We start from the raw sequence: 15,568 nt of genomic DNA, 5'->3' as shown, positions 1-15,568 counted from the left end.
GGGACCTCTAGCGCGAGCCGCTGGTGGCGGCTTCGTTGACCGGCTTCAGCTTTGCGCTCATGTCCACGACCGGCTGCTCGCTCCTGGTGCTGATCTGCCGGATCGTCTTGGCATTGAGATCGAACGCCTTCAGGTCGACCATGCGGATCGTCTGGTCGTCATAGGTCTTGTAATAGTAGCGCTGGCTCTGCGGATCGCGCGCGACCGTCATCTGCGTATAGTCGGAATAGACGGCGCCCGCTGTGACTTCGCGCGAAACCCCGATCGGAATGTCGAAATTGTTGAGGATGTGGAACACCTGGTCCACGCCCTTGTCGGCATTGTCGGCCGGGATCGCGGTCGCGCTGAACACGGCGGCGCGGACGAACCGCGAGGGCGGCGAGAAATCGCCGGGCAGGCCGAGCATGCCGGTGCCCTGGCCGAGCGCCTTGAAGGTTTGGCCGTCGATCTTGACCGGCGGCACATCGCGCGGATTGAGCGCGATATAGTTGCGCAGATTGGTCATGTGCCAATCGAATGACGGCGAATTCGTCAGGACTCCGAGCGGGTTGTCGTGAACGACAAGCTTGCCGCCGACCGGCTCGATAACGAGGCTGGCACCGGTCTTGTCGTAGACGACATAGTGGAACGGTGGCGCCACCGGCCCCCAGCCCTCCAGCACGGTCGGTGCGATCACGACCGAGCCGCTCTCGACCGCCTTGCGCACCTCATCGACCGAGCCGAATTGCGTCAGCACCCAGTTCGGAAAATCGGCCGGCGACAGCGCCTTGCCCTGGTTTTCCGGCGTCACCGTGGCGTAGCCGGCAAACGTCGGAAAGTAGAACGATCCGGCAGCGAGACCGGCTTCGTTGACGCCATCGAGAAGCCGCGGATTGCCGAAGGCGACGATGCCGGTGGCGCCATATTTCACCGTGTATTTGAGACCGTCACCCTGCGGCGTCTGACCCGTGAAGACCTGCCCGCGCGGGATCACCGCGACCGAGGTGTCAACGGGCACGCCGAATTCCAGGGTGCGGCCGTGAACGATCGCGCCATCCTTCGTCTTCAGCATGATGCCGGTGCAGGCCGAGACCTGCTGTGCGACCAGCGCGAGTACGGCGGCGGCGGCGATGGTGAGACCGGCTGTTCCAATACGGCGCATGACGCGACCTTCTCCACGGATGTGACTTCTCGCGGCGTCATACCTCCTGCGACTTAACGGCGCTCTAAGACCACGGCGCCGCCGCCGCCGGCCGCGTTCAATACGGGAAATTCGCGATGAGCAAATTCGATAAAATTGTACGGAACGCTCGCGATGCGCGCCCGCAGGGAACCATATGCGTCCGGCGCGCTTGTCGTCGAGGCGATGGAGTTTTTGAAGATGACCTATGACCCGGATCGCGACGCGCGCGCCCCCGAAGACGCCAATCCGAACGTGCGTCCGCATGAAAGGAAACGCTCGGATCACGTGGTGATCTTGCTGACCCTGTTCGCGCTGTTCATCGGCGCCGGAGTCTGGCTTTACGCGAAGGACGATTCCCCGCTGGCCACCAATCCCGACGCGCCAAGTGCTGAGCGGACCACGACCGGCACAGCGACGCGAGAACCGCCGCTGCCCGACACACCGACGCCACCGACGGTGCCGTCACAGCCACGTCAGTAAGTACCGCGCTTCATATGAGGACCGGGAGAATTGCCCAGGTCCGGCTGAAGCGAGGTGGCTGCGCCGCGATGCCTTGTTGAGCTGCACCCGATGAGCGGGCATCAAAGTCCCACGCGGTCGCCGGCAGGCCCGCCATCGGCGGGACACTTTGCCTTGCCGTTCAGCCAATCCTGCTCCTCGGCGAGAGTCAGCAAGCTCTGGCGCATCTTCAGCAGGCGTTCACGTTCCTCGCCACTGGCACGCGGATTGATCGCCTGATCGTAACATTCCATCGCCCAGCGCCGCAGCTCCAAGGAGCTAATGGAATTGATCGGCTTTTGCATTTCGCACTCCTCATCAAGCTCGAAGCACCGGCTCGACCGGCGGCTCGACCGCCACAACCCTCAGGGTTATCCAGCGACCGTACCGAGATGGGAATCAATCGCGTCGCTCGCGCGGCATTAGTTTGGCGCTTGTGGGACAGGCGGGACGAAACGGCATGTCAAACGACACAATGAGACGATTTGTGTCGCTTTCTCCACTGCGTTTCGACAATTGCGACGCGCCGACGCGGCGTCGCCTTGCGCAGTTGGAGCGGGCGAAGGGAATCGAACCCTCGTATGCAGCTTGGGAAGCTGCCGGCACTTCCCGCCCCTTCCACTACACGATCCAGTCGTGGTCCCACACAGTCGCGAACTGAAGCGCGTCCGAGTCGCTACCTCCGTCGAATTGCTTGCGGTCCATACTTTGATCCACGTCCTTGTCCTTCTTCTTCTTTTCCTTCGACCACCATTTCGGGACTTTCGCGGTATAGCCGAGGTCTTTGAGTATCGCGACATCCATTTCTGATAACGTTTTGCCGGGAGGCATTCCGGCTCCGTAGGTGTCAAACAAATCATGGGTCGAAGGATCAAGATGATATTTATCGTTTGGGTCTAGCAATGCTCCCTTTTTGGAAATCTTTTTTGCTTCTGCTCCCGTGAAATAGAATGAGTCGCCGACCTTTTTTGTCATCGCCTCAAATGGAGTATTCGAAAACAGCACCCCAGATGATCCCACACCCAAGCCATGCGCGAATTCATGGAGCATGATACTCGTGGTATCGTATAAGAAGTCGCCGGAGTAAAAATCCTTGAGCTTGTTAGGGTCGAGATAGATGTACATATCCGGTTCGTTGAGGTTCGCGTCTTGTCCTGCGTTTCGGAGCGACCACAAAAGGTCGGGAACATCGATGTAACTACCGAACTTCTTGTCTGCCGGAACAATCGTTTTTGAATAGCTTGCCGCAGCCGACGCCAAAATGCTGCCTTCCTGTGTCTTGCCAACGATCTGTATCTTGAAATCGGGCAAGTTGATATCGAGTGCCGCCTCGACGCGCAGAACGCATGCCATCAAATCGTCTTGCACATATGTCTTGATTAGGCTCGTGTCGTGGAGCGACAGGCCCGAAAATGACAAGCCTGTCCAGGGAAGAAACGTTACACCTGCCGTATCAAGAGCGGGACCGTCGTCGCCGTTCGCGATTGTCCCGACGGCGTGAGCGTCTACGAGGTTAATCTGCTGCGTTGTCGTGTTTCCAATGTGCTCTATGCTGAGCGAGAATTTCTCGTCGGCTTCAATCAATGAATCGTCGAGCAACGTCACAGAAAAATATCCGGTCGGGTTGTCTTTGGTGAGTGTTACGGTCTGATTGGGGGCAAAAGTAAAATCGGCCAATGGGATGGTGGCACTCGAAAATCTGAGCTGGTCCGGCTGAAGGTTGATTCCCGCCTGCAACGTCACTGAACCGGATGCAATACCAGTTGCCGTTACCTGGAACTTGAGAACGCCGGAATCTTCCGTCGCCGTCTCATCCGCAACGGAAATCTGGACTTCATCTTCCGCTTCATCCGGAAGTAAGACGTGCCTCCAGAGATAGTCGGGATGCGTAAATCCATTGCTGGATTCGTCGGGGATCGTGCCCAGCGTGTCGGCATGATTGTCAGTGGCGCCAGCAATTATTCCTGTCCAATATAGGAACCATTCCTCCCCGCCGAGCACGGGAACCGGGTTTCCTCGGGGGAAAAGTGGGTCCGTATTGGATATCGGGATATGGCCGTAATTGACGCGGAGGCTTCCGTAGTCTTGCCACGACGTTCGTGGCTGAAACCACACCGTGTAGTTCACGCCACCCTGCTGTTGGTGAAGATTAGATGTAAAGTCGGTGGCAGGTGAGGCACCCAACAAGAGATCAATGTCAACCTTCACCCAGATGTCTGGCAATTTCGCCCCCTCATGCAAATCTTTTGTGCGAAGGTTGTAGAGTGGTAAATTCTATACACAACCGCAACGGGTTTTCATCAGCGATGCGAGTTGGATTTCACAACGTTGCGAATTGACATTTCCAAAATCACTACGTCGAAATAACCGCGATCAAAGTCAGACAGCTTTCGGCCAGTCTCCGCTTTGAAAGCAAGGCCGGTTCCTAACGAGGCAGCCCTGTTTGGCGTTGGCATGTCTGACAATCGCGCCATGCAATCGATAACACGAACGCGGGCAAACGATGTAGGCGCGAAAATGAAACGATACCGGGCGGGAGTATATCCGCCCCGCCCGGATCGCTCTGCAAAACCGGCTGCAAAGCTCTAAGCCAAAATCCGCCAAAGTCTTGGAGCGGGCGAAGGGAATCGAACCCTCGTATGCAGCTTGGGAAGCTGCCGTTCTACCATTGAACTACGCCCGCGCGCGGCGACCATAGCCAAACCACCGGGCCCGCCGCAAGCCTGACGCAGCTGCGCTCAGCGCAACCCCGGTATCAGGAGCACCAGCCCCGAAAGCAGCAGCAGGATCAGGATCACCCGGCGAAAGCCCGCTTCGTCAAGTCGTCCGTACAGACGCACGCCGAACCAGATTCCAGCCGCGACCGGCACAATCCCCAACGCGAACAGCGTCAGCACGTCCCGGTTGATTTCGCCGCGGAGCCCAAGCCCGATTCCCGTCATCACGAAGGCCGCGAGGATGACCGGCTGGAAGATCGCGCGCTGTGCATGGTGCGGCACACCGGTGAGCTGGCACCAGATCACCACCACCGGTCCGGCAAGGCCGGTCAATCCGCCGAGCAGTCCGTTAACCAGGCCGACCGCGCCATCGGCGGCGAGGCTCGCGCGCAGCGGTGCCAGTTTCGGCCGCAGCATACCGTAGAGGCTATAGAGCACGAGCAGCACACCGACCGCGCGCCGTATGGAAGACGGATCGAGATACGAGAGCAGCGCGATGCCGAGCGGCACGCCGATGGCGCCGCCCGCGATCAGCGGCATGACCCGGCGTAAATCTACCACATGCCGGAATTTCCAGACGCCGTGCGCCTGCACGAACAGGCCGTAGGCCACGATCAGCGCCGCGGTCTGGGCCGGCGTCAGCACGTGCAGCCAGACGCCGGACACCACGAGCCCCATGGCGAAGCCGGCGAGACCCGTAGTGATGCCGCCAAAAAATGCCGAGAGCAGGAACAGGGTCAGCGCCGTCGCATCGAGCGGCAGAGCCATCAGCTTCGGAAATGTTTCGAGAGCTTCAGCCCCTGCGCCTGATAATTCGAGCCGATGCCCTGTCCGTAAAGCGTGTCGGGCCGCGCCAGCATCGCCTCATAGACGAGGCGCCCGACGATCTGGCCATGCTCGAGAATGAACGGCACTTCGCGCGAGCGCACTTCCAGCACGGCACGTGCACCGCGTCCGCCGGCCCCCGCATAGCCGAAGCCCGGGTCGAAGAAGCCGGCATAATGCACGCGGAATTCGCCGACCAGCGGGTCGAACGGCACCATCTCAGCAGCGTAGTCGGGTGGCACCTGCACCGCTTCCTTTGAAGCCAGGATGTAGAACTCGTTCGGATCGAGGATCAGGCTTTCGTCTGCACGCGCCGTCATCGGCTCCCAGAATTCGGCGACGTCGTAGCCCGAGCGCAAATCCACATCGATCAGACCGGTATGCCGTTTGCCGCGATATCCGATCAGCCCGCCGGACAGATCGCCGGACAGGTCGACGCCGACCGCGACGCCGTCGGTGAGATCGGCGTCGTCGGAATCGACCAGCCGTTCGCGCTCGTGCAGGACGCGCAGCTGCGCCGCGTCGAGAATGGTGTCGCCGCGGCGAAAGCGAATCTGCGACAGCCGCGAACCCTGCCGCACCAGCACCGGAAAGGTACGCGGCGAAATCTCGGCATAGAGCGGCCCCTCGTAACCCGCCTTCACCTGATCGAAGCCTCGCGAATGATCGGCGATCACGCGGGTGAACACATCGAGCCGGCCGGTCGAACTTTTCGGGTTGGCGGTTGCCGAGATATCGGCGGGAAGCGCGAGGCTTTCCATCAGCGGCACGATATAGACGCAACCGGTTTCCAGCACCGCGCCATTGCTGAGGTCGATGGTGTGCAGACGCAGCGCGTCGATCCGGTCCGACACGGTCGCCTGCGGCCCGGGCAGGAAACTTGCGCGCACACGATAGGCGACCGGTCCCAGCCGCAGATCGAGCGAGGCCGGCTGCACCTGATCTTCGGCGTAAGGCGCGGACGGCCGCACATGGCCCGCCGCGGTCAGGCTGAGGATCAGCCGGTCCGGCAGAATGCCGCTGCCGCCTCCATTGAAGGTCCGCGCCAAGTTGTCTGCTCCCCGCTCCGCCGTCATGCCGGGACAACCGCCGAAGGAAAGGCTTCGCTTGCCCGCCCGGCTCCCGGCCGTCCCACTTCGCCCATTGGATAAAGGCGTGGTTGCCCGGCACAAGGCCGGGCATCAGGCCGTGGTCGATTTATCCCGGCAATTCGCCGCGCCTAGCGCGCCCGCGCGGTCAGGGTGGTGCGGGTGGCGGCCTCGGCGATGGCACCGGCCAGCAGCTTGGCAAGGCAGCCATAGCTCCAGTCGTTCATGTGCAGATCATCGGGCGAGATGAACACCTCGAACGGCAGGCGGGCGATCTGCCGCCAGTGCCGCATCACCGCGAAGCGGCGGAACAATTCGACCTGCTGCGCCTTCGCCGTGGTGGCCAGCAGATCGACCATGGCATCCGCATCCTTCTTCGCCAGCACCTTCGGCGCGAATTGCGGATCGATCAGCACCACGTCGGCGCCCGAGGCTTTCATGCGCCGCAGGCCTTCCAGAATGTCGGATCGCACCGCCGGGATCGGGCTGTCGCGCAGCACCGCATTGGCGCCGACCTGCCACAGGATCAGATCCGGCCGCTCCGCGAGCACGCCGGCGTCGAGGCGCGCCACCATGTCCCTGGCTTCCTCGCCATTCACGCCGCGATTGATCACCGTGATCGGTTGCGCCGGAAATCGCGCTTCAAGCTCGACCGCGAGCCGGGCTGGATACGACTTGTCGGGAGCGCTGGCGCCCGCGCCCGCCGTCGAGGAGGAGCCGATGGCGACGATCTTCACCGGATCACCGGCCGCGAGCCTGCGGGCTGTTCGCGCCAGCGGATTCATCAGCCGCGTCATGTCATCGGGGGCCGCGCAGGGTGGTGCCGCGGCCGGAATTTGCGGAAGCGGTCTGTCCTCGGCGCGGGCCAGGCCTGCGCCCGCGGCCAGCATGGCCGCCATCAGGAGACAGAAGCGAACGGGAAAAGGGCGGGCAATCACCATCACTGGGTCGGTCTCGGTTTGATGCCGTCGAGATTGCCCGCTTCCGCCACCAGCGACGCCAGCGCGCGGCCGAGGCAATCGTGCACCTTGAAGGCGGTCGTCAGATCCTTGGTGGCCAGATTCAGGTCGAAATTTCCGTTGTCGTTCCAGTGGCGCATGATCTCGCGCCGGTCGAACAGCGGCACTTCGCGGTCGCGCGCCACCACCTGCATGATGTCGGCATAGTTCGAGAGCGAGATCAGGGTTTCGGTGCGCGGGCTGTATTGCATATTCATCAGGATCAGGTCGGCACCGGCATCGACGATATGATCGATACCCTCGTCAAGCGACGCGCGGAAGCTTTCCGGGTCGACCCCGCGCATCGCATCCACCGTTCCCGTCTGCCATATCACCAAATCCGGCTTGCGGTCGAGCAGCGCCTGTTCGAGGTTTTGCACCATATCCGCTGCGGTCTGCCGCGATTTCGCCAGCGCGACGACCTTGATATCGACGCCCGGATAGCGCTTGCGCAAGGCCTGTTCCAGACGGCCCGGATAGGCCTTTCCGGCGCCGTCCGGTCCGGGCATGGCCGAGGACCCGGAGCCGACGACAAGCACGGTCAGGCGCTTGTGCTCCTCCACCGCCTTCTTGACGTGGTCGAGCCTGCTTTCGCCAAAAAGGATATGACCCGGCACCTCGCAGGGGTCGCCGTCCGGCTGCGGCACCGCCAGCGGCTCGGATGGCCGCGGCCTGTCGGCCTCGGTCTGGCCCGGTGCCGGCCCCGCCGCGGCAACCAGCGCGAGCGCAAAAAGCCCGGAAATCAAAGCCCTCATGCCTCGCCTCCTAGCGAGGGTTTGGCGCCGCGGTCAACCGGGCGGACGGCGACCTTGCGCGCCGTTGCCCCCTTGTACCATGACAGAACCCAAGCCACGGCAACCATTATGAAAATGCCTAATACGCTGACCAGGACCTGCATCGGGATGCCGGGCGAGACCTCGACCTTGGCGAAATGCGCGGCGAAGGCGAGGAACACCCCGAGACAGAAAATCTCCAGAGAATGCTGCCCGCACAGGATCGCCGGCTTGAGCCAGGGCGAGCGCAGATACGGCCAGTCCCGCGGGATGAAGTAAACCGTCACCGCGGCGACCGCCAGGAAATGCGCAAAACGCAAGACGTCGAGATTGGTCTTGTCGATCGGGTAGATATGCTCCGCGACCCAGTGCGGAACCAGCGGCGCCAGTCGCGGGATATACCAGGTCAGCGTCACGAAGAACGCCGCCAGCAGATAGGCGATCGCAACCGCGAGCGTGATCCGCGACCGCAGCAGCCATTTCAGGCGCTCGGCGCCGCCGAGCGCGCACCACGCGCCGAACACGAACAGCAACTGCCAGGCGAACGGATTGAAGTACCAGCTACCACTCGGATAGGCCGGCAAGTTCCAGTTGAATTCCCAGGTCAGCGCATAGAGCAGCACCGAGAGCGCGAGTGTGAGTGTCGCGTTGCGCAGCAGCAGCCATAGCACCGGCGGGAAGCACGCCATCAGGACGATGTAGAGCGGCAGCACGTCCATGTTGACCGGCTTGAACTTCAAGAGCAGCGCCTGCACCAGCGTCACGTCCGGCTGCTGCAGGAACTCCAGGATGTTCATTTCTTCCGCATAGAGCGGGTTCTGAAAGCCGCGCGCCACATAGGCGATCTGGCCCATATAGATCACGAAAAGGAAAATATGCGCGACGTAGATTTGCCATGCGCGTTTCAGAATGCGCGCGCTCGATACCACGAAGCCATAATCGCTCATGGCCTTGCCATAAACGAAGGCCGCGGTGAACCCGGACACGAAGATGAATATCTCGGTGGCGTCGCTGAAGCCGTAATTGCGGATCGTGACCCAGGCGACGATGTTGGAGGGGATGTGGTCGAGGTAAATGAACCAGAGCGCGAGTCCGCGAAACAGGTCGAGCCGCAGGTCGCGGTCGGTCGGAATCGCGGGAGCCATCGCAGTGTCGGTTGTTCCGGAATTCTCTCGCCGCGACATTCGCCGAGCGCGGTTCAGGTTGCAAGCCGGGAAATGAAGCTGATATTCATTCCGGAACCCGGACCGAGTGCGCTCCGCATGTATCGCGCCGTCACACGCAATATCGAAGTCACTGTCACGCCGCGCTTCCTGTCGGACCGCTCGGCGCCGGACAAGGGTCAGTTTTTCTGGGCTTACACCATCGGAATTGTCAACAATGGCGGCGAGACGGTTCAGCTCAAGACCCGCTATTGGCATATCACCGACGCATTCGGGCGGGTGCAGGAGGTGCGGGGCGCAGGCGTGGTGGGCGAGGAACCGGTGATCCCGCCGGGCGAGCGCTTTGAATATACCAGCGGTGTTCCGTTGCAGACGCCCTCGGGCATCATGGCGGGACGGTACGGAATGGTGACCGAGGAGGGCGAGAATTTCGATATCGATATCCCGGCCTTTTCACTCGACAGCGTCCACGCCCCGCGCACGATCAATTGATCCGCACCGGCGGTTGCGATCGTCCCCCTTCGAAGCCGGAAGGGTAGCGTTCCGCCGGCCTATTCGGAACGCCGGAACCGGCTGAACTGAAACTGCTGAATGGCTCCCGTCGGGGTCCGGTGCGCGTGACCGCGGGTCTCGGCCAGAGCGAATGACGGACCCAGGACTTTTCCGAGCGAATCCGCATCATGCCGAACCACAGGCAGACCGCTGCATCGTTCCGGACCGTCGGGTGCAAATGTTCCGATGATGACATGTCCGCCGGGACGGACCGCACGGAGCACGCGCTCGGCATAGGCGCCCCGATCTTTCGGATCGGTCAGGAAATGAAAGGCGGCGCGGTCGTGCCACACATCATAGACCTCCATTGGCTGCCAGATCGTCACGTCGGCGGCGATCCATTTCACCGTCGCGCCCCGTTCGCCGAGTCTGGCTTTCGACACGTGCATCGCCTCTTCGGAAAGATCGAGCACCGTGATGGACGAGAACCCGGCCGCCACGAGCGCATCGGGCAGCCGCGATGCGCCGCCCCCGATATCGATGATCGACGCATCAGGGCCGACGCCGGTCGCGGCGATGAGATCGAGCGAGATTTCGGGACTATCCTGGAACCAACTGACCTCGCCCTCGCGCCTGGTCCGATAGACGTTCTCCCAATGAGCTTGCCGCTCCACATCGCTCATCACTTGTCTCCCCTGCTTATCCGGACACGATGCGAGAACAGTCCGCAACCGAACCTCTCAAATGGAATATCAGGAGCGCGCGTGGCTCTACCGCCAATCCTTGCGAACAAAGGGCCGGATGAACCATCGGCGTTCAAGCCCTCCGCTCTGCCGCGCGACGCGTGCCGTCAGAAAGACTTGAACCCTGACCTCTCCTCGCAAGCGGGGAGAGGTGACCGCAAGGCGTTGCTCGACCGGGACTAATTCGCCCCGGTCTCGCTCGCTCCGGAATCGTGGGCTCCAACCTCGCCTGGCGCGAAGTCATAGGTGCGGTTGCAGAACTCGCAGGTCACCGCGATCTTGCCGTCTTCCACCATGTGATCGCGATCGTCCTGCGAGAAGCTCTGCAACATCGCCTCGACATTGTCGCGCGAGCAGGAGCATTGCGCTTCCACATTGGCGCTGTCGAACACCCGCACCCCGCGCTCGTGAAACAGCCGATAGACCAGCCGCTCGGTGGAAATATCCGGATCGATCAGCTCGATATCCTCGACGGTCTCCACCAGCGCCTTGCCTTCGACCCAGGCGTCGTCTTCCGGAACCATATCCAGCGTCACGCCTTCCGGCACGTCACCCGGATCGAGATCGGGCATGCGCATGCGTTCCGGCGCCTCGGGCAGGAATTGCAGCATGATGCCGCCGGCGCGCCAATGCGTGACGCCGCTGTCGCCTTTGCGCATCTCCTCCGCAACCGCAAGCCGCACGCGGGTCGGTATCTGCTCGGAGCGCAGAAAATATTCGTGTGCGGCCTGTTCGAGGCCGCCGCCTTCGAGCGCGACCAATCCCTGATAGCGGTTCATGTCGGAGCCCTGGTCGATGGTCATCGCCAGATGGCCGCGCCCGAGCAGTTCGCCGCCCGACGCCGTGCCCGCAGCAATTGCGTCCGCCACGCGCGCCTTGTCGAAGCGGGCGCAGGCGCGGATGCGGCCGCCGGTCACATAATCGACCACCAGCATCCGCACCGGCCCATCACCTTGCGTCTGCATGATGAAGCGTCCGTCGAATTTCAACGACGAACCGAACAGGGCCGCAAGCGCAACCGCTTCGCCAAGCAGCTTGGAGACCGGCAGCGGATAATTGTGGCGGGTCAGGATTTCATCGAGCGCGGGCCCAAGCCGCACCACACGACCACGCAGATCGAGCGCCGCTACCTCGAAGGGCAGAATGGTATCGTCGGCGGTCCGGGGCAAAGGGCTGCGGGTGGGGATGTCGATGTTCATCAGGCAGTCGTGGTTTGAAGGGCAGGCTCCTCGGCCGTCACGCCCGCGCTTGTCGCGGGCATCCACGTCATTCTTCTGGCAATGCCAAAATCGTGGATGGCCGGGACAAGCCCGGCCATAAAGCGTCAGGTGAGGCGGCCTACCGCGCGCTTGCGTTCAGGCACCAAGTAAGAATGCCTTTCTGCGCATGCAAGCGGTTCTCGGCCTCGTCGAACACCACCGATTGCGGCCCGTCCATCACCTCGTCGGTCACTTCCTCGCCACGATGCGCGGGAAGGCAATGCATGAAGATGGCGTCCGGCCGCGCCTTCGCCATCAGCCTGCCATTCACCTGATAGGGCTTCAGCAGGTTGTGCCGGTTGGCCTTGCTGGCTTCGTCGCCCATCGAGACCCAGGTGTCGGTCACCACGCAATGCGCGCCCCGCACCGCCTCTTCCGGATCGGCTCCAACATGGATGGCGGCGCCAGAATCGGCAATCCAGGCCAGCAGCCATTGCTGCGGCTTCAATTCCGGAGGGGTCGCGACATTGAGGCGGAAATCGAAGCGCTCGGCCGCCTGCATCCAAGAGGTCAGCACGTTGTTGGAATCGCCGGTCCAGGCCACCGTTTTCTTTCTTATCGGGCCGAGATGCTCCTCGAAAGTCATCACGTCGGCCATCACCTGGCAGGGATGCGATTGCTTGGTGAGCGCATTGATGACCGGCACGGTCGCGTATTGCGCCAGCTCGGTCACGAGATCATGTTCGAGCGTGCGGATCACCACCGCGTCGACGAAGCGCGACATCACCCGCGCGGTATCGGGAATCGACTCCCCGCGGCCAAGCTGCATCTCGTGCCCGGTCAGCGTGACCACGTCGCCGCCAAGCTGACGCATCGCGACCTCGAACGAGATGCGGGTGCGCGTCGAGGGCTTGTCGAAGATCATTGCGAGGGTCTGGCCGGCCAGCGGCTTTCTTCCCCGTCCCTTCGACTTCTTCATCGCGCGCGCGGCCGCGATGATCGCGCGCAGGTCGGCGGACCGAATGTCGATCAGATCGATGAAATGGCGGATGCTGCGCTTGGCCATCAGACTGCAGCCGGAACGGCGGGCTGTGCGGCATGAGAAAGCTTTTCGCAGGCGCGTTCGATCATCGCGATGCCATCGGCAATGCCGGCCTCGTCGATGATCAGCGGCGGCAACAACCGCACGACATTGTCGCCGGCCGCGATTGCGAGCATTTTTTCGTTGCGGAGCGCCGTCACAAGTTCGCCGTTCGGCACCACGCAGACCAGACCGAGCAGCAGCCCCTCGCCGCGCACATCCGCGATCACCGCGGGAAAGCGGTCCTTGAGTTCGGCGAGCCGCTGCTTCAGCAGCAGCGACATCCTGCGGGTGTGTTCGAGGAAGCCGGGCGCCAGCACCACGTCCAGCACCGCGTTGCCGACGCGGGTCGCCAGCGGATTGCCGCCAAAGGTCGAGCCGTGGGTGCCGACGGTCATGCCCTTGCCGGCCTCCGCGGTCGCAAGGCACGCCCCGATCGGAAAGCCGCCGCCCAGCGCCTTGGCAAGCGCCATGATGTCGGGCGCGATGCCACTATGCATATAGCCGAACAGATCGCCGGTGCGGCCGATGCCGGTCTGCACTTCGTCGAACACGAGCATGAGGCCGTGCTCGTCACACAACTGGCGCAACTGGCGCAGGAATTCCGGCGGCACCACGCGCACGCCGCCCTCGCCCTGGATCGGTTCGATCAGGATCGCGGCGGTGGTGTCGGTGATGGCTTTTTTCGTGGCCTCGAGATCGGCGAACGGCACCTGCACAAAGCCGCCGGCGACCGGGCCGAATCCTTCCAGATATTTCGGCTGACCGCCGGCCGCCAGCGTCGCCAGCGTCCGGCCGTGGAAGGCGCCCTCATAGGTGATGATGTCGACGCGCTCCGGATGACCGGACACCGCGTGATATTTTCGCGCGGTCTTGATCGCGCATTCCATCGCCTCGGCGCCGGAATTGCAGAAGAAGACAAGATCCGCGAAGCTTGCCGCACATAGCCGCTCCGCCAGCCGCTCGGCTTCGGGAATCCGGAACAAGTTGGAGACGTGCCAGACCTTGTGGGCCTGATCGGCCAGCGCCTCGACCAGCACCGGATGGGCATGGCCGAGCACATTGACCGCTACCCCCGACCCGAAGTCGAGATAGCGCTCGCCATTGGTCGCGGTCAGCCAGGCGCCCTCGCCCCGCTCGAAAGCAAGGTCGGCACGCGCATAGGTCGGCAGAAGGTGAGAGACCACGGCGGAACATCCGGCAGAGCAGTGGACGACAATGTCAGAGCATAAACGAAATGTGCCGCCCCGGCGGGCGGCACTCCGACAGACATTTTAGGGGCGGCCCCTCGGGTGTCAACCGACGCGGCCGGTAGCGCGATGCCGCATGTCCGCCAATAAGGGGTGGAAAAGCGGGTCCGGACAGCAACGAGAGTGGGGACGCATGGGTCCCGGACTCTTGCGGCCGAGTCCAGCGATTGTGTAGTGTCAGGCCGGTCAGATACGACATCTCGTGCGGCGGACAGACCAGTAGATACATCTGCGTGTGTGGCGTCCCGCTGGCAGCCTGCGGCTGTCCGGCGACGGGAATGGATTCCGCGGCCGGTACTCGCCTCCGCGGCAGCAAGGAGAAACCCATGACGTGGACCGACGAACGGGTCGAGCAGCTCAAGAAACTCTGGTCCGACGGCCTTTCGGCCTCCCAGATTGCCGCCGAACTCGGCGGCATCACCCGAAATGCGGTCATTGGCAAAGTGCATCGCCTCGGCCTTTCCGGCCGCACCAAGGCGCCCTCTTCCAGTGCCCCGAGACAGCGAAAGCCGCGAACGTCGCACATGTTACGGGTGTCGCGTCCTGCCATCCGCGGCAACACCGCACTGGCGCAGGCCTATGCCTATGACCTCGACTTCGAGGCCGAGCCCACCCCGGTGGAGAATGTGATCCCGATCGGCCAGCGCCGGACGCTGCTCGAACTGAACGAACAGACCTGCAAATGGCCGATCGGCGACCCGGCATCGGCCGAATTCTATTTCTGCGGCGGGAATGCGGTGACCACCCTGCCCTATTGCGCCTATCACTCGCGGATCGCCTACCAGCCGCCGGCGGCGCGCCGGGACAAGCGGCCGGCAGGCAGAAGCTGACATCTCGCGGCAGGCGGCCGCCGGATCAGCCGGGCCGCCCGAACCGGTCGTCGATGGAATAGCCCGATCCGCGAACCGTGCGGATCGGATCGCCGTCGCGGCCGCGGTTGAGCGCCTTGCGCAGCCGACCGACATGGACGTCGACGGTGCGCTCGTCGATATAGACCTCGCTGCCCCAGACGCCGTCGAGCAACTGCTCGCGGGTGAACACCCGGCCCGGCCGCTCCATCAGGAACTCCAGCAGGCGGAACTCGGTCGGCCCGAGATCGACATCACGGCCGGCGCGCGACACCCGCTTCTTGACGCGGTCGAGCTCGATCTCGCCCAGCGTCAGCACGTCGGCCAGCCGCTCCGGCCGCGAACGGCGCAGCAAGGCGCGGATGCGAGCCACCAGTTCCGGCACCGAGAACGGCTTGACGATATAATCGTCAGCCCCGGTGGACAGCCCGCGCACGCGTTCGCTCTCTTCCCCGCGCGCGGTGAGCATGATGATCGGCAGCGACTTGGTCTCAGGCCGCGCCCGCAGCCTGCGGCACAGCTCGATGCCGGACAGGCCGGGCAGCATCCAGTCGAGCACAACGAGGTCCGGCGTGCTTTCCCGCAACCGGGTATCGGCATCGTCGCCGCGCGCCACGGTCTCGACGTCATAGCCTTCGGTCTCGAGATTGTAGCGCAGAAGCAGCGACAAAGGCTCCTCATCCTCCACGATCAGGATGCGCGCGTTTGGCCCGTTCATCTCGCCGCTTCCG

The 15,568-nt window shown here is 62.9% G+C and carries 16 protein-coding genes and 1 tRNA gene; 3 read left to right on the top strand and 14 right to left on the bottom strand.

What is annotated here, in order from left to right; all coding sequences use genetic code 11:
- Positions 1-7 precede the first annotated feature (7 nt).
- Positions 8-1,141, bottom strand: a complete 1,134-nt coding sequence (locus AB7F49_RS12125; RefSeq protein ID WP_428522593.1) for a linear amide C-N hydrolase — start codon at positions 1,139-1,141, stop codon at positions 8-10.
- A 153-nt stretch (positions 1,142-1,294) separates the two neighbouring features.
- On the opposite strand from AB7F49_RS12125, the gene AB7F49_RS12120 reads away from it, so the two are divergent.
- On the top strand, positions 1,295-1,642 hold the full coding sequence (locus AB7F49_RS12120; protein WP_428522591.1) for a hypothetical protein: 348 nt from the start codon (positions 1,295-1,297) through the stop codon (positions 1,640-1,642).
- A 101-nt stretch (positions 1,643-1,743) separates the two neighbouring features.
- Here AB7F49_RS12120 and AB7F49_RS12115 read toward each other — a convergent pair whose 3' ends face one another.
- From AB7F49_RS12115 to AB7F49_RS12080, 8 genes are all read right to left on the bottom strand, one after another.
- Positions 1,744-1,965: a hypothetical protein gene (locus tag AB7F49_RS12115; RefSeq protein ID WP_428522590.1), complete on the bottom strand. Its 222-nt coding sequence runs from the start codon at positions 1,963-1,965 to the stop codon at positions 1,744-1,746.
- 316 nt (positions 1,966-2,281) lie between these two features.
- Complete coding sequence (locus AB7F49_RS12110) at positions 2,282-3,883, bottom strand: hypothetical protein (RefSeq protein ID WP_428522588.1); 1,602 nt, start codon at positions 3,881-3,883, stop codon at positions 2,282-2,284.
- A gap of 386 nt (positions 3,884-4,269) precedes the next feature.
- Positions 4,270-4,343, bottom strand: a tRNA-Gly gene (locus AB7F49_RS12105).
- A gap of 55 nt (positions 4,344-4,398) precedes the next feature.
- Positions 4,399-5,145 (bottom strand): sulfite exporter TauE/SafE family protein, encoded by a 747-nt coding sequence (locus tag AB7F49_RS12100; RefSeq protein WP_428522586.1) that lies wholly within the window; start codon positions 5,143-5,145, stop codon positions 4,399-4,401.
- The gene (locus AB7F49_RS12095) at positions 5,145-6,278 is read right to left on the bottom strand and encodes a 2'-deoxycytidine 5'-triphosphate deaminase (RefSeq protein WP_428522585.1); all 1,134 of its coding nucleotides are present in this window, start codon (positions 6,276-6,278) and stop codon (positions 5,145-5,147) included. Before AB7F49_RS12095 ends, AB7F49_RS12100 begins: the two co-directional genes overlap by 1 nt.
- Before the next feature lie 143 nt (positions 6,279-6,421).
- A complete protein-coding gene (locus AB7F49_RS12090; RefSeq protein ID WP_428522583.1) occupies positions 6,422-7,231 on the bottom strand; it encodes an SGNH/GDSL hydrolase family protein in 810 nt (269 codons plus the stop codon).
- On the bottom strand, positions 7,231-8,043 hold the full coding sequence (locus AB7F49_RS12085) for an SGNH/GDSL hydrolase family protein (protein ID WP_428522581.1): 813 nt from the start codon (positions 8,041-8,043) through the stop codon (positions 7,231-7,233). The genes AB7F49_RS12090 and AB7F49_RS12085 overlap by 1 nt, the downstream gene beginning before the upstream one ends.
- Positions 8,040-9,206, bottom strand: coding sequence for an OpgC domain-containing protein (locus AB7F49_RS12080; protein ID WP_428522579.1), 1,167 nt, complete (start codon positions 9,204-9,206; stop codon positions 8,040-8,042). The genes AB7F49_RS12085 and AB7F49_RS12080 overlap by 4 nt, the downstream gene beginning before the upstream one ends.
- A gap of 117 nt (positions 9,207-9,323) precedes the next feature.
- Here AB7F49_RS12080 and apaG point away from each other — a divergent pair, with 117 nt between their 5' ends.
- Positions 9,324-9,716 (top strand): Co2+/Mg2+ efflux protein ApaG, encoded by a 393-nt coding sequence (gene apaG / locus AB7F49_RS12075; RefSeq protein ID WP_428522645.1) that lies wholly within the window; start codon positions 9,324-9,326, stop codon positions 9,714-9,716.
- A 59-nt stretch (positions 9,717-9,775) separates the two neighbouring features.
- Here the strand turns inward: apaG and AB7F49_RS12070 are convergent, their stop codons facing one another.
- The 4 genes from AB7F49_RS12070 to AB7F49_RS12055 all read right to left on the bottom strand — a co-directional run bounded on the left by AB7F49_RS12070 (position 9,776) and on the right by AB7F49_RS12055 (position 13,926).
- Positions 9,776-10,399, bottom strand: coding sequence for a class I SAM-dependent methyltransferase (locus AB7F49_RS12070; protein ID WP_428522577.1), 624 nt, complete (start codon positions 10,397-10,399; stop codon positions 9,776-9,778).
- A 239-nt stretch (positions 10,400-10,638) separates the two neighbouring features.
- Positions 10,639-11,658 carry an Hsp33 family molecular chaperone gene (locus AB7F49_RS12065; protein ID WP_428522576.1) on the bottom strand — a complete coding sequence of 340 codons (1,020 nt, stop codon included), beginning with the start codon at positions 11,656-11,658 and terminating at the stop codon, positions 10,639-10,641.
- A 139-nt stretch (positions 11,659-11,797) separates the two neighbouring features.
- Positions 11,798-12,724, bottom strand: a complete 927-nt coding sequence (argF, locus tag AB7F49_RS12060; protein WP_428522574.1) for an ornithine carbamoyltransferase — start codon at positions 12,722-12,724, stop codon at positions 11,798-11,800.
- The gene (locus AB7F49_RS12055) at positions 12,724-13,926 is read right to left on the bottom strand and encodes an aspartate aminotransferase family protein (protein WP_428522572.1); all 1,203 of its coding nucleotides are present in this window, start codon (positions 13,924-13,926) and stop codon (positions 12,724-12,726) included. Before AB7F49_RS12055 ends, argF begins: the two co-directional genes overlap by 1 nt.
- A 389-nt stretch (positions 13,927-14,315) precedes the next feature.
- Here AB7F49_RS12055 and AB7F49_RS12050 point away from each other — a divergent pair, with 389 nt between their 5' ends.
- Complete coding sequence (locus AB7F49_RS12050) at positions 14,316-14,819, top strand: GcrA family cell cycle regulator (protein WP_428522570.1); 504 nt, start codon at positions 14,316-14,318, stop codon at positions 14,817-14,819.
- Positions 14,820-14,844: 25 nt separating this feature from the next.
- Here the strand turns inward: AB7F49_RS12050 and phoB are convergent, their stop codons facing one another.
- Positions 14,845-15,555 (bottom strand): phosphate regulon transcriptional regulator PhoB, encoded by a 711-nt coding sequence (phoB, locus tag AB7F49_RS12045; protein ID WP_428522568.1) that lies wholly within the window; start codon positions 15,553-15,555, stop codon positions 14,845-14,847.
- Positions 15,556-15,568 lie beyond the last annotated feature (13 nt).

It is taken from the genome of Pseudorhodoplanes sp. (assembly GCF_050250235.1).
In the GTDB taxonomy this organism is placed as follows: Bacteria; Pseudomonadota; Alphaproteobacteria; order Rhizobiales; family Xanthobacteraceae; genus Pseudorhodoplanes.
This window is presented reverse-complemented; position numbering and strand designations above follow the sequence as displayed.

What these genes read in the sequence shown, in the direction of transcription:
- AB7F49_RS12070 (WP_428522577.1), bottom strand. Translation starts at nt 10,399, where the DNA reads ATGAGCGATGTGGAGCGGCAAGCTCATTGGGAGAACGTCTATCGGACC.
- AB7F49_RS12115 (WP_428522590.1), bottom strand. Translation starts at nt 1,965, where the DNA reads ATGCAAAAGCCGATCAATTCCATTAGCTCCTTGGAGCTGCGGCGCTGG.
- AB7F49_RS12085 (WP_428522581.1), bottom strand. Translation starts at nt 8,043, where the DNA reads ATGAGGGCTTTGATTTCCGGGCTTTTTGCGCTCGCGCTGGTTGCCGCG.
- AB7F49_RS12095 (WP_428522585.1), bottom strand. Translation starts at nt 6,278, where the DNA reads ATGACGGCGGAGCGGGGAGCAGACAACTTGGCGCGGACCTTCAATGGA.
- AB7F49_RS12065 (WP_428522576.1), bottom strand. Translation starts at nt 11,658, where the DNA reads ATGAACATCGACATCCCCACCCGCAGCCCTTTGCCCCGGACCGCCGAC.
- AB7F49_RS12125 (WP_428522593.1), bottom strand. Translation starts at nt 1,141, where the DNA reads ATGCGCCGTATTGGAACAGCCGGTCTCACCATCGCCGCCGCCGCCGTA.
- argF (WP_428522574.1), bottom strand. Translation starts at nt 12,724, where the DNA reads ATGGCCAAGCGCAGCATCCGCCATTTCATCGATCTGATCGACATTCGG.
- apaG (WP_428522645.1), top strand. Translation starts at nt 9,324, where the DNA reads ATGTATCGCGCCGTCACACGCAATATCGAAGTCACTGTCACGCCGCGC.
- AB7F49_RS12100 (WP_428522586.1), bottom strand. Translation starts at nt 5,145, where the DNA reads ATGGCTCTGCCGCTCGATGCGACGGCGCTGACCCTGTTCCTGCTCTCG.
- AB7F49_RS12090 (WP_428522583.1), bottom strand. Translation starts at nt 7,231, where the DNA reads ATGGTGATTGCCCGCCCTTTTCCCGTTCGCTTCTGTCTCCTGATGGCG.
- AB7F49_RS12050 (WP_428522570.1), top strand. Translation starts at nt 14,316, where the DNA reads ATGACGTGGACCGACGAACGGGTCGAGCAGCTCAAGAAACTCTGGTCC.
- AB7F49_RS12120 (WP_428522591.1), top strand. Translation starts at nt 1,295, where the DNA reads ATGCGCGCCCGCAGGGAACCATATGCGTCCGGCGCGCTTGTCGTCGAG.
- AB7F49_RS12080 (WP_428522579.1), bottom strand. Translation starts at nt 9,206, where the DNA reads ATGGCTCCCGCGATTCCGACCGACCGCGACCTGCGGCTCGACCTGTTT.
- phoB (WP_428522568.1), bottom strand. Translation starts at nt 15,555, where the DNA reads ATGAACGGGCCAAACGCGCGCATCCTGATCGTGGAGGATGAGGAGCCT.